The organism is Paeniclostridium hominis, assembly GCF_014306135.1.
In the GTDB taxonomy this organism is placed as follows: Bacteria; Bacillota; Clostridia; order Peptostreptococcales; family Peptostreptococcaceae; genus Paraclostridium; species Paraclostridium hominis.
Window position 1 is genome coordinate 141,071 of the sequence record NZ_JACRWD010000003.1, and the last position, 14,078, is coordinate 155,148.

General features: G+C 27.2%; 8 protein-coding genes. 2 read left to right on the forward strand and 6 right to left on the reverse strand.

Features of this window, described 5'->3' with window-relative positions; genetic code table 11:
- Positions 1 to 56: 56 nt before the first annotated feature.
- Positions 57 to 2,078 (reverse strand): NAD-dependent DNA ligase LigA, encoded by a 2,022-nt coding sequence (ligA, locus tag H8891_RS10405; RefSeq protein WP_187006403.1) that lies wholly within the window; start codon positions 2,076 to 2,078, stop codon positions 57 to 59.
- A 378-nt stretch (positions 2,079 to 2,456) separates the two neighbouring features.
- Between ligA and H8891_RS10410 the strand changes: the two genes are divergently transcribed.
- A complete protein-coding gene (locus H8891_RS10410) occupies positions 2,457 to 2,918 on the forward strand; it encodes a cyclic nucleotide-binding domain-containing protein (RefSeq protein ID WP_187006404.1) in 462 nt (153 codons plus the stop codon).
- A 934-nt stretch (positions 2,919 to 3,852) separates the two neighbouring features.
- A complete protein-coding gene (locus H8891_RS10415) occupies positions 3,853 to 4,011 on the forward strand; it encodes a hypothetical protein (RefSeq protein WP_187006405.1) in 159 nt (52 codons plus the stop codon).
- 261 nt (positions 4,012 to 4,272) lie between these two features.
- On the opposite strand, the gene H8891_RS10420 is transcribed toward H8891_RS10415, so the two are convergent.
- The 5 genes from H8891_RS10420 to H8891_RS10440 form a co-directional block, all read right to left on the reverse strand.
- The gene (locus H8891_RS10420; protein ID WP_187006406.1) at positions 4,273 to 5,124 is read right to left on the reverse strand and encodes a 2-oxo acid dehydrogenase subunit E2; all 852 of its coding nucleotides are present in this window, start codon (positions 5,122 to 5,124) and stop codon (positions 4,273 to 4,275) included.
- A gap of 1,056 nt (positions 5,125 to 6,180) precedes the next feature.
- Positions 6,181 to 7,539, reverse strand: coding sequence for a 23S rRNA (uracil(1939)-C(5))-methyltransferase RlmD (gene rlmD, locus H8891_RS10425; protein ID WP_187006407.1), 1,359 nt, complete (start codon positions 7,537 to 7,539; stop codon positions 6,181 to 6,183).
- Between the two features lie 112 nt (positions 7,540 to 7,651).
- Positions 7,652 to 9,412, reverse strand: a complete 1,761-nt coding sequence (gene pyk, locus H8891_RS10430) for a pyruvate kinase (protein ID WP_187006408.1) — start codon at positions 9,410 to 9,412, stop codon at positions 7,652 to 7,654.
- A gap of 16 nt (positions 9,413 to 9,428) precedes the next feature.
- Complete coding sequence (pfkA, locus tag H8891_RS10435) at positions 9,429 to 10,388, reverse strand: 6-phosphofructokinase (protein ID WP_147546874.1); 960 nt, start codon at positions 10,386 to 10,388, stop codon at positions 9,429 to 9,431.
- A gap of 177 nt (positions 10,389 to 10,565) precedes the next feature.
- Positions 10,566 to 14,051 (reverse strand): DNA polymerase III subunit alpha, encoded by a 3,486-nt coding sequence (locus H8891_RS10440; protein ID WP_187006409.1) that lies wholly within the window; start codon positions 14,049 to 14,051, stop codon positions 10,566 to 10,568.
- Positions 14,052 to 14,078 lie beyond the last annotated feature (27 nt).

Genomic DNA, 14,078 nt, shown 5'->3' on the forward strand with positions numbered 1-14,078 from the left:
AGCACCATTTAATACTAATTAGTAGTAATTTATTAAGATAATTTTCCCATTATTTCTTACTTTATCATCATCTCAACATCTTCTTTAGAAGTATGCTCTATCATTTCTAAAAACTCATTTTCATCAATTACTGGTATTCCTAATTCATTAGCTTTTGTAAGCTTTGATCCAGCTTCTTCTCCCGCTAAAATAAATGTTGTAGATTTGCTTACACTTGATGTAGCTTTTCCACCTCTTGCTTCTATCATTTCCTTTGCATCATTTCTTTTTAGAGTAGGCAAAGTTCCAGTTAAAACAATCTTCATACCTTCAAAGATATTTACTAAACCTTTATCTTCAGAAACAATAGATTTTGTATTCACTCCAGCATCTTCTAATTTTTTTATAACACCTATATTTTTTTCTTCTTTGAAAAATTGTATAACACTATTAGCCATTATATCTCCAAATTCTTCTAAATTGATTAACTCACTCATATCTGCATTTATTATTTCATCTAGACTCTTGAAGTTTTTAGCTAATACCTTAGCTCCCTTAACACCTATATATTTAATTCCTAATCCATTTATCAATCTATATAAATCATTTTGCTTAGATTTTTCAATTGCATTTACTAAATTGCTAGCTGATTTTTCTCCCATTCTTTCTAGGTTAATTAGATCTTCTTTATTTATATAATATAAATCAGCTATATCTTTTATTATTTTATTATCTAACAATAATGTTACTATAGATTCTCCTAATCCTTCTATATTCATTGCATCCCTAGATGCAAAATGAATTATTCCTCTTCTTATTTGGGCTGGGCAACTTATATTTATGCATTTAACTGCAGCTTCGCCTTCTAATCTTACCGTTGGTTCTGAACATACAGGACATTTTTCAGGTAATTTGAATATAATCTCATCTCCAGTACGTTCATCTTTCACAACCTCTACAACTTGAGGTATTATATCTCCTGCTTTTTGTACTATTACAGTATCTCCTATACGAATGTCTTTCTCATTTATATAATCTTCATTATGTAAAGTTGCACGAGAAACTGTAGTCCCAGCCAGTCTAACAGGCTCTAGTATAGCTGTTGGAGTTATAGTACCTGTTCTTCCTACCTCTACAATAATATCTATAAGTTTAGTTTTCTTCTGTTCTGCTGGGAACTTATATGCAATAGCCCATCTAGGACTCTTAGCAGTATAACCCATTTTTTCCCTTTGAGATAAGTTGTTTACTTTTATAACCATTCCATCTATTTCAAAAGGAAGGTTAGATCTGTTAACCGTCCAATAATCTATATGTTTAATAATTTCATCCATATCACTAAATACTTTATAATTAGGACTCACTTTAAACCCTAGTTTATTTAGGTATTCTAGTGATTCACTGTGAGTTTTCAGTTCAGTGTTTTCTATGTACTCTAAATTAAATATAAATATATCTAAAGGTCTCTTAGCTGTTAACTTAGAATCTAATTGTCTTAAAGTTCCTGCTGCTAAGTTTCTTGGATTTGCAAATAATTGTAATCCTTCTTCCTCTTGAATTTTATTTATAGTCTCAAAGTTTTCCTTTGATATATATACCTCTCCCCTTACAACAATTTCTTCATTATCTTCTACTTTTAATGGTATAGTTTTAACAGTCTTTAAATTTTGAGTTATATCTTCACCTATAATTCCATTTCCTCTAGTAGCACCTTTTTCAAAAATACCATTATTATATGTTAATCCTACTGATAATCCATCTATTTTAAATTCAACTACATATTCTACTCCTTCATTTATAGAATCTCTAACTCTTTTATCAAAATCTCTAAGGTCTTGCGCTGAATATGCATTTGATAAACTAAGCATTGGGATTTTATGAGTTACTTGATTAAATTTATCAAGTGGCTTTCCACCTACTCTACTGCTAGGAGAATCTGCTCTTTTTAATTTAGGATTTTCTTCTTCTAATTTTATAAGTTCTTTCATTAATTTATCATATTCAAAATCTGATATTTCAGGAGAATCCTCATTATAATATCTATTGTTATGATAATTTATTAAATCTATTAATTCACTAATTCTATTTTTAGCATCCATATATATCACCTCTTATAAAAATACATATAAAATATTATTACCATTTTTGTATATATTAACTTAATATGTAACACTATCTTAGTATACCATAATTTACTTTTTAAAATTATAACTTAACCTCTAATTAAAGCGTGTTTTAGATATGTATAATATTTTACTTATAAAAACAAAAGTCCTTTAATCATCAATAATTAAAGGACTTTAATCTATTTAATATAAATACACTATTAATTTGTGTCATTACTGAGGTGTTTTGTGTATTTATTTAATATTATATTGTCCAATTTTTTATTTTTTATTTATAAATTTAAAGTTTATATTTATTAAGTTAGTTAATAATTACAGTTATATAGATTTAAATTTTATAGGGGTGGTTATATGTTAAAACTACATCATGAACAAACATTAAAATACTATATAGATAAATGTAATATAAATGATATCTTTGATGTAAATTTCATTAAAAACATGGAATTGCATTGTTTTAATAAAAATGAATTTATAACTTGTAAAAATAGTACACCTGATTACCTATATTTTTTAGTTGATGGTACTATTGTCAAATTTGAAGATTCATATAGTTTACAAAATAATTCAAGTGATATATATAATGAATTTCATATAATAGGAGCTTTAGAAATTTTTACTCATAGCAATTTTGATTATAACTTAAAGGCATTAGATGATTGTATATGCATAGGAATACCCATTTATATAATTAAAAATATAGCTTTCAAAGATGCTCATTTTTTAAAATATTTTTGTGAATTTTTTAGTTCTAAAATTTACAACAATAACTTTAAATCAAATTTTTTTAATAAAGAAAAAGATGCTATATAGCATCTTCACAATAAAAGGGAATAGATAGTTTTTATATCTATCTATTGATATAGAGTTTAAATTTTGTACAATTATATAGCAAAAAAGCCGTGAAGGATTTATAAAACCTTCATGGCTTTTTTGTATCATATGTACTTTATACTATGATGATATCAGAATTATTTAGCATTCGCAACTAAATAATTTATTTTTTTATTAACTTTGCTACACATTCAACATGTCTCATTCTTCGTATGTAAACACTGATTTTTATTATCGTTGTTACCTTTTAAATACGCTTCTAATGGATTCTTATTTATAAATTTATTTACATCTTGTTTATCATCAAATCCAGTTTTATAAACAAAAGTTATTTTATAAGGATCAACTGTACCATCTTCATTAGTAGCTCCAACTATTTAAATTGCAAAATCCAGTCAATAAAGTTGTTGTTACTGCCGTTGTAATTAAAACCTTTCTTTTTAAATTAAATTTAATTTCAAAATAATTTTTAAAAATGAAAACTAAAGAAAATAGAATAAATTTATGATATTTATATATATTACCTAAAAAGTAATAGTATGGTTATTAAATTCAATAAAATATTAACATTCTATGATAACCTTTTTAATTAATGCATTCACATTTAACAAAATATTAAGTATACTTTATTTGTGAAAACCACTTCTTACTCAAATGTATTCAGATAAGTTAAGTGTTACTGGTAATTATTAAAAAAGTATTCAAATGATATAAAAATTTAAATACTATTTAATATATTTATTTAGTATGTTTGCTACATATTGAGCTGTTTTAATTGAAAAAATCTCACTAAAATAATGAAATAGTGAATACATATCAAAATATAGAAGATATTTTCAGAATAAGAACTTAGTTAGAATACTGTAATATAGTATTTAGCTATTCCTATTATTCTAATTATCAATAGTATTGTTTGATATATAAAACAAATGTAAATACAAAAGAAACTTCATTAATAAATAATTTATTCGAAAGAGATATTACTATATTTGGTAGATTAGCAGCGTTAGATAAAACAATAAATCCAGAAGCAGAAGTTGTTGTAAGAATAAGAGGATTTATCATACGTTGATGTAATAGTAAATTACAAAAATTGGATAGCAAGCGTAAAAGGAGTGAGAGTAATTAGCTGTGGTAAACCATCTACAGAATATATTATAGGAGTACAAGCTAGATATTAATATATTATATAAAAATAGTAGCTAAATTTTAAAATTTAACTACTATTTTTATTTTTAGGAGTAAATTATAAAGTCCATAACATATACTCTTTCTTTAATTCAATTTTATTTTTTCTATATATCTTGTTACTATGAAAATATCATAATAAGGATTAAAAACTTTTTAGTATATTTGGATTTTCAAATATGCTATCTAATTTTTTTATAAAAGGTATAATTTCTCCAAAATCTAATGCACGATGATCAAAAGCTAAACATATTGGTAATACTTTACGAATACCAATAGCCTTTTCTCCATTTTCGTCAATATATACACCCGGTTTTTCTAAAATTGCACCAAAGCCTATTACACAAACTTGTGGAGGTATAATATCTAACAAAGCAATAGCACCTCTTTGTTCTCTATATGTAGAACCAATATTTGATATAGTTATAGTCCCAATTTCTAAAGGTATTTTTGATTTATCCTCATTATTATCTTCAGACATTTTATGTTCTCCACTTATTATACTGTTTATAATATTATAGTTTATTTTATCTGAAAATGATTTAGATAAACACCCTGAATCTATACTTGAAATTTTCTGATCTAAATCTTTAATATATTTATTAATTTCATATAAAGACATTTCTTCAATATTATTTATACTTATTGTCATCATTTTTCCACTTGGTAAAATCCAAGGCATATTTACATTAATATCTTTAATTGTATGAATTTCTCCTTCACCAGTACTTTGATTATACGATATGTGAGCATTTAGCTTTGGTGCAAATTTCAATCCTTCAGAAAATACTTTTAACATTAATGAATTAATTGAAACATTTTTTAATGATTTATCTTCTTCTTTTAATTTTTTAAATTCGTCAATAAAATTTGTAATATCAGGTTCATACATATAAGATACATGTGGTATAGTTTGCCAAGATTTCGTTGTCATATAAGATATAATTTTTCTTTCAGTTGAGAATTTTTCTATATTAATGGTTGTTAATTTACTCATAATAGACCTCCTATATTTTAAAATATGTGTTATTCTTACTATATAAAAATTGTGAATTTTAATTGTATTTTGCATAATATTTAATTATTTTTTAATATTCTACTAATTTGAAGTTAAATATCCTATTTTAGATAACACCCTAATAATTCATTTACAAACTTTGATTCAACCATTGAGTGAACTAAATCTATAAGTAAGGATACAATTCCTACTAGTTATTTTTATATATAAGTATTTTTCATATTTTGTTCCTTATTGTCATTACAATGCTATTTTATCCTCTTTAAGAGAAATCACATATTTATTTATCTTTCATATGTATTACAATTTTGTAAGAAAAGCTCTTAACTAGTTATTTTTTATTTAAGATTATTTTTAATTTTTAATATTCTGCTTCATTTAATCCTGTTGATCAAATTATAATATTTATGTCTACATTGGTAATTAAAGTTTTTTAACACTTATAATTTTTCTCCTAACTCATCTTAGATTTCACCTGCAATTTTCTCTTTAGGTTCATAATTTTGTAGGACTTATATTCTTTCATAGATAGCCTTTTCTCTTAATTAATACTTTTCATCAAAATATGGATTTTTCATTTTATATATATTCTATAACCATAATTCAACTTCTTTATTTTTACGAAATCATGATTCAAATAATAAAAATATTGGTATTTATCTAATTTACTTGCTAATTTTTTTATTATTTAATTACTTTAAGCTATTCTGTGACTAACTTTTAAAAAGCTAGTCACACTTTAAATCATTGAAATTACTAGCTTGTGTCAGATTTTATTAAACTTCGCCTATTTTTCACTTACTATATATATAATTTAATAAATGTATTTTTTATATTCATTTTAATATTCCCTATTATATAAAATAAAAAACCCTCTAAAAGCTCTCTTTTTCTGCTTTCAAAGGGTTATTCTCTAATATGTTTTATTCTTTTTATTTCCTTTTAATCAATCCTTTGTGAACCTATTTTAGTTAGATTTTCTTTGTTCCGATTGAGCTTTCAAGGTGTTTTTTCGAGTTTAATGTAACTTTACAATTATTTTCTTATTAACTTTGCTACACATTCAACATGCATAGTATGAGGGAACATATCAACAGGTTGAACTTCCTCACATCTATACCCTCTCTCATTTAAATAAGCTAAATCTCTTGCTAATGTCGAAGGGTTACAAGATACATAAACAACTTTATCTGGTTGCATTGAAACTATAGTATCTAAGACAGATTCATCACAGCCCTTTCTAGGTGGGTCTACAACCACTACATTAGCTGTCTTACCTTCTTTATATAATTTAGGAACTACTTCTTCTGCTTTTCCTACATAAAACTCAGTATTATCTAAATTATTTAATTTAGCATTTATTTTAGCATCTTTTATAGCATCTTCAACTATCTCTACTCCATAAACTTTTTTAGCTTTTTGAGCTAAAAATAAAGATATAGTACCTATTCCACAATAAATATCAAATACCGTATCATTTTCTTTTAAGTCTGCATATTCTAATGCCTTATTATATAAAACTTCAGTTTGTAGAGGATTTACCTGGAAAAATGATAATGGAGATATTTCAAATACTAATTCTCCTATATAATCATTTATTTTTCCATCTCCATATATAACCTTATTTTCTTTACCTAATATAACATTTGTCTTTTCTCTGTTAGTATTTACAACTAAAGTTTTAAATCCTGGTACGTTTTCTTTTAATACAGAAGCTAATTCATTTAGGTATGGTAATTTTTTTCCGTTCGCAACTAATACAACCATAACCTCTTTAGTTTTAAAACCAACCTTAGTTACTAAATGTCTTAATACTCCTGTATGACTTTTCTCATCATATATACTTACGTTATATGCTTTTATATATGTCTTTATTATTTTTATTATCTTATCATTTACATCATGTTGAATTATACAAGTATCCGTAGAAATTACATCATGACTTTTCTTTTTATAAAATCCTATTACTATCTTATCTTCTAGTTTTTGTATTGGAAACTGAGCTTTGTTTCTATATCTAAAAGGATTCACCATTCCTAATGTAGGATGAATTACAACATCATTTAACTTGCCGATTCTACTTATAGTTTGTTTTACTTCATTAGTTTTAATTTCTAATTGTTTTTCATAGTCTAATTCCTGTATTTGACATCCACCACAATTAGATAAATGCTCTGCACATTCTCTTTTAACTCTAAATGGTGATTTTTCTATAATTTCAACAATATCTCCAACTGCATAATTTTTTTTAGATTTATTTATTCTTACTTTTAACTTATCTTCAATTAATCCGCCATCTACAAAAACTGTAAATCCATCATGCTTACCAATTCCAACTCCACCTTGTCCTATATCAACAATGTCTACTATATAATCTCTGTCTTTTAATAACATAGGCTTTTCCTCCGAACATAATAATTAAACTACAAAAACTTATTTTACCAAAAAAATAGGAGCTTATAAAGCCCCTATCTTAAATATAGTAACAATTTTAATAATTTATTTATTATAATACTCTAGTTGATCCTCTATATATAACACCTCTAGCTGCATCAACAGTTATAATTTCTCCGTCTTTTACTAATTTTGTTATATCTTTAGCTGAAACAACTACTGGTTTATCTAAGTTTAACCCTACTATAGCTGCATGACATGTCATTCCGCCATCTTCAGTAACTATAGCTCCACATTTTTCTAAATATGCATTCATATCTGCATCAGTCATATGAGTGATTACTATGTCACCTTCTTCAAAATCTATAACTTCATTAGCATTTTCAACTATTCTAACTTTACCTTCTACAGTTTTACTTCCTACACCTATACCATTAGTTATTTCTTCACTTATAACGTGTACTTTTATTAGGTTGGTAGTTCCACTAACACCTACAGGAACACCTGCAGTTACAACTACTAATTCTCCATTTTCTAAGTAAGAAGCTTCCTTAGCTGCATTTATAGAGTTTTCTACAACTTCATCTGTATTTGTAGCTTCTTTTGCTATTATAGGATATACACCCCAAGTTAAAGCTAATCTTCTCATAACTTTATCATCATTTGTTGCAGCAATTATTGGACATGCTGGTCTAAACTTAGATACCATTCTTGCTGTATGTCCTGAAGATGTTGATGTTATTATAGCTGATGCATTTAAATCTATTGCAGTAGTACATGTAGCATGACTTATAGCATCTGTAACATTTACCCCATTAAGTTTTTTGCTCTTTAATAATTCATTGTAGTTTAATGTTTCTTCTGTTCTTTTTGCTATTGTAGCCATTGTTTTAACAGCTTCTACTGGATATTTACCTGCAGCAGTTTCTCCTGATAACATTATTGCATCTGTTCCATCATATATAGCATTTGCAACGTCTGTTACTTCTGCTCTTGTTGGTCTAGGATTTCTTATCATAGAATCTAACATTTGAGTTGCTGTAACAACTGGTTTTCCTAACTCATTACATTTTCTTATCATCATTTTTTGAACTATAGGTATTTCTTCTGTTGGTATTTCAACCCCTAAGTCACCTCTTGCAACCATTATACCATCAGAAACTTTTAGTATCTCATCTATGTTATCTACACCCTCTTGGTTTTCTATCTTAGATATAATTTGTACATCTGTTGCATTATTTTTTTCTAATACTTCTCTTATTGCTAGAACATCTGATGCTTTTCTAACAAATGAAGCAGCTATGTAATCTATTCCTTGAGATATACCAAATTCTATATCCTTTACATCCTTTTCAGTTAATGCCGGTAAATTTATTTTTACTCTAGGAACATTAACACCTTTATGATTTTTGACTATTCCAGAGTTTTCAACCACACAGTGAATATCTTCTCCTTTAACTTCTTCTACCTTAAGTCCTACTAATCCATCATCTATTAATATAGTATCTCCAGCAACAACATCTTCAGCAAGACCTTTGTAGCTAACTGTACATATATCCTTTGTCCCTAAAACGTCTTTCATTGTTATAGTAAATTTTTGACCTTCTTCTAATAAAACTTCTGGTGCATCAAAGTTACCAGTTCTTATTTCTGGCCCTTTAGTATCTAATAATATTGCTACTGGCTTGTTTAGTTTTTCTCTTACTTTTTTAGCCATATCGAATCTTTCTTTATGCTCTTCATGAGAACCATGAGAGAAGTTAAATCTACATACATTTAATCCACTTTCTACAAGTTGAGTTAAAACTTCTTCGCTTTGTGATGCTGGTCCTAGTGTACAAACTATTTTAGTCTTTTTTATCCCTTTTAACATGTTAACTCCTCCTAATTTATATAGATAATATTTTTACCATTTCATAAGTTTCATCATCAAATTTTCTTTCCATAGATAAAGCTTCATGTATATCCATGTCAATTATTTTATTATCTTTTATACCAACTACTCTAGCAGATTTACCATCTAGTAATAATTCTACAGCACGTACACCCATTTTACTTGCAAGTATTCTATCAAATGCACTTGGGCTTCCACCTCTTTGAACGTGTCCTAATACTGTTATTCTTAAATCTGCTCCTGTTCTAGCAACTATTTGGTCTCCTAATTCTCTAGCATTTCCAACACCTTCTGCTAAAACTATTATGCTATGTCTCTTTCCTCTTTTTTGAGTTGTCTTTAATCTTTTACAAACATCATCAATTTTAAAATCAATTTCAGGTACTATAACGGTTTCAGCACCACCTGCAAGACCTGCATATAAAGCTAAATCTCCACAATGTCTTCCCATAACTTCAACTATGTTAACCCTTTCATGAGATGAAGAAGTATCCCTTATCTTACCTATTGCATCTATTATCGTGTTCATAGTTGTATCAAACCCTATGGTATAATCTGTATATGGTAAATCGTTATCTATAGTCCCTGGTATTCCTATAGCTGGAAATCCTAATTCACTTAATTTTTGAGCTCCATTAAATGAACCATCTCCGCCTATAACAACAAGACAATCTATCTTATATTTTTTAAGTATTTTTACTCCTATAGCTCTTCCTTCTTCTGTCTTAAATTCTTCACATCTTGAAGACTTTAGTATAGTTCCTCCTCTATGTATTATATCTCCAACTGAAGATAAATTCATTTCTTGTATATCTTCTTCTATTAATCCTTTATATCCTCTATTTATTCCATAAACCTTACATCCATAGTATATAGCAGATCTAACAACAGCTCTTATGGCTGCATTCATACCAGGTGCATCTCCTCCACTAGTTAATATACCTATAGTTTTCATTATATTTACCTCCTAGTTGATTATTATATTTAATCAAACTTAAGGGACATATTTTGTCCCTATATTGTTTTTTTATCCCAGTAAAATTAAAAAAATTCAATAGAAGCGAAATTATCTATTTTTTGTTATTATATCATAATTTCGCTATCTTTTTATATAATAAAATTTTAAAAAGTGTTAAATTTTTACTTTTATACTTGTTCTAGGTAATATATTTTGTAACTCATTAATTAAATTTTCATTTATATTAACTTTTATGTGATTCCATTTATACATCTGTTTTATATTCTCTGCATATATATATATATCATTATCACCTTTGTATTTAGTAACAACAGATATTAAATCATTTACTAAATCTTTATTTTCTATAGAATTTATTTTTAAGTATAATGTAGGTTTCTCTTGATTTATACTTTCATTCATATCAATTATCTCTCTAGCTATAAGTTTTGCATTTTCATCTTCTTTTATACTTAATCTTCCTTTTATATATATGATCTTATCTTCCTGAATTATAGTATTATATTTTTGAAGCACCTGAGGAAATACAATAACTTCTATAACTCCATATAAATCTTCTAATTCTATTATAGCCATTAAATCATTTCTTTTAGTCGTTCTTATAGTTTTATTTATTACTATTCCACCCATTGTCACTTCTTTTTCATTTAAATTTAAGTAGCTAACGTAATCTTCTTTTATATCATTTAGATCTGCATTGTTAATTGTAGTATTTTTCTTAAGTTTATCTTTATACTGAGATAATGGATGTCCACTTACATACATACCTAAAACTTCTTTTTCTAGATATAATTTTTCTTTTTCTTCTAACTCTTTTACTTGAGGTAATTTGTACATATTTTGTATATCATTATTTATTGCTGCATCCATTTCAAATCCATCAAATAACGATACTTGTCCAACTAAATTTTTCTTTCTATCCAAAGCTATACTTTCTAGTAATTTTTCATATCCAAGAAGTAAACTTGCTCTATTATTTCCCATCTCATCAAATGCTCCACACTTGATAAGACTTTCAATTATACGTTTATTAGAATCTTTAGAGTCTAATCTTTTACAAAATTCATTAAAATCTTTAAATTCACCGCCATTTTCTCTTTCTGCGATAATATTATTTAACACATTTACTCCTACATTTTTAACTGCTGCTAATCCAAACCTTATACTCTTACCTTCAACCGAAAATTTAGTAAAACTTTTATTTATATCAGGCTTTAAGATATCTATTTTAAGATTATTACATTCTCTTATATACTCTACAACTTTATCTGTATTTCCCATAACACTAGTTATAAGAGCTGCCATAAATTCTACTGGATAATGAGCCTTTAAATATGCTGTTTGATATGCTAATACTCCATATGCAGCTGCATGACTTTTATTAAATGCATACTTTGCAAAATCTATCATATCATCAAATATTTTATTTCCTATTTCTTCTGGAACTCCATTTCTAACACAACCTGCTATTTCAAGTTCCCCATTATCATCAAATTTACCATGAATAAAATATTGTCTTTCCTTTTCCATGACATCCATCTTTTTCTTACCCATAGCTCTTCTAACTAAATCACTACGTCCATAACTATATCCACCTAAATCTCTAACAACCTGCATTACTTGTTCTTGATAAACTAAACACCCATATGTAACTTCCATTATAGGCTTTAATTTTTCATGTAAATACTCTACATGTCCAGGATTATTTTTATTATTAATATAGTTAGGAATAGAGTCCATAGGTCCTGGTCTATAAAGAGAAATTCCAGCTACTATATCTTCGAAATTATCTGGTTTTAACTGCTTCATGAAACTTCTCATACCACCACTTTCTAGTTGGAATACTCCTAGTGTATTCCCTGAAGAAAGTAATTCATATACTTTAGGATCATCATATTCCATAGCAGAAAAATTAAGTTTTATATTATGATTTTTTTCTATTAAATCTAAAGCATCTCTTATAACAGTTAAAGTTCTAAGCCCTAAGAAATCCATCTTTAATAGCCCTAATTCCTCTAAGGTTGTCATTGTAAATTGGGTAGTTATAGCATCTTGATGTTTATATAATGGAACATATTCATCTATTGACTTTTTAGATATAACAACACCAGCTGCATGTGTAGATGCATGTCTTAACATTCCCTCTATTTTTCTAGATACATCTATTATTTCTTTAGTTTCATTATCTTCTTCATATAATTTTCTTAAATTAGGATTTGTATCTAACGCTTTATCTATTGTCATTCCTAATGCAAAAGGTATTTCTTTTGCTATATTATCTACTTTGTTATAACTTATATCTAAAACTCTACCAACATCTCTTATTGCCGCTTTTGCCCCCATTGTTCCAAAAGTTATTATTTGAGCAACATGATCTTCACCATATTTACGCTTTACATAATCAATAACTTCTTCTCTTCTTTCATAACAAAAGTCTATATCTATATCGGGCATAGATATACGCTCAGGGTTAAGAAATCTTTCAAATAATAGTGAATACTTTATAGGATCTATATCTGTTATATATAACGTGTAAGAAACTATTGATCCAGCGGCACTACCTCTTCCTGGTCCAACCATGATGTTATTCTCTCTTGCGAAATTTATAAAATCCCAAGTTATAAGGAAATATTCTACATATCCCATCTTTTCTATTACGCCTAATTCATACTCTAACCTATCAGTTATTTCAGGCGACGGATTTTTATATCTTTCCTCTAATCCTTTAAAGCATAACATCCTTAGATACTCCCTTGGTGTATAACCGTCTGGAACATCATATTTTGGTAAATGTATAGTGTTAAAATCAAATTCCACATTACACATATCCGCAATTTTAACTGTGTTATCTAAAGCTTCTTGCACTTCAGGAAATACAGTTTCCATCTCTTCTCTAGATTTTAAATAAAATTCATCACTACCAAATCTCATTCTAGTCGGATCGTTAACTGTTTTTCCCATTTGTATGCACATTAAAATATCATGTATCTTAGAATCTTCTTTTCTAACATAATGAACATCATTTGTAGCAACTAGACCTACATCTATTTCTTTTGAAAGTCTTATTAATTCTCTATTTACCTCTTTTTGTTCTGGTAAGTTATGATCTTGTATTTCTATATAATAATTATCTTTGCCAAATATTTCTTTATATTTTAATGCTATATTTTTAGCTTTATCATAATTTCTATTCATTAATGCTTGAGAAACATCTCCTGCTAAACAAGCTGATAATGCAATAATCCCTTTACTATGCTTTCTTATTTCATCTATATCCACTCTAGGCTTGTAGTAAAATCCTTGTACATATGCCTTTGAAACTAACTTTATAAGGTTTTGATATCCTTCTGTATCTTTAGCTAGAAGTATTAAATGCCCCTGAGACTTATCATAATTTGGGTCTTTATCCCTCATGCTTCTAGGTGCTGTATAAACCTCACATCCTATTATAGGCTTTATGCCTTCCTTTTTTGCAACTTTGAAAAAATCTATCGCACCAAACATGCAACCATGATCAGTTATTGCAACAGCACTCATATTTAACTCTTTAGCTCTACTTACTAAGTTTTTGACTCTAGAAAAACCATCTAGTAAACTATATTCTGTATGAACATGTAAATGAACAAAATCTTTACTCAAAGACTTCACCTCCTGCTTATAAAAGTA

Bases quoted from the DNA above. Each gene is read 5' to 3' on its own strand.
- ligA (WP_187006403.1), bottom strand. From the start codon at position 2,078: ATGGATGCTAAAAATAGAATTAGTGAATTAATAGATTTAATAAATTAT.
- H8891_RS10410 (WP_187006404.1), top strand. From the start codon at position 2,457: ATGTTAAAACTACATCATGAACAAACATTAAAATACTATATAGATAAA.
- H8891_RS10420 (WP_187006406.1), bottom strand. From the start codon at position 5,124: ATGAGTAAATTAACAACCATTAATATAGAAAAATTCTCAACTGAAAGA.
- rlmD (WP_187006407.1), bottom strand. From the start codon at position 7,539: ATGTTATTAAAAGACAGAGATTATATAGTAGACATTGTTGATATAGGA.
- pyk (WP_187006408.1), bottom strand. From the start codon at position 9,412: ATGTTAAAAGGGATAAAAAAGACTAAAATAGTTTGTACACTAGGACCA.
- pfkA (WP_147546874.1), bottom strand. From the start codon at position 10,388: ATGAAAACTATAGGTATATTAACTAGTGGAGGAGATGCACCTGGTATG.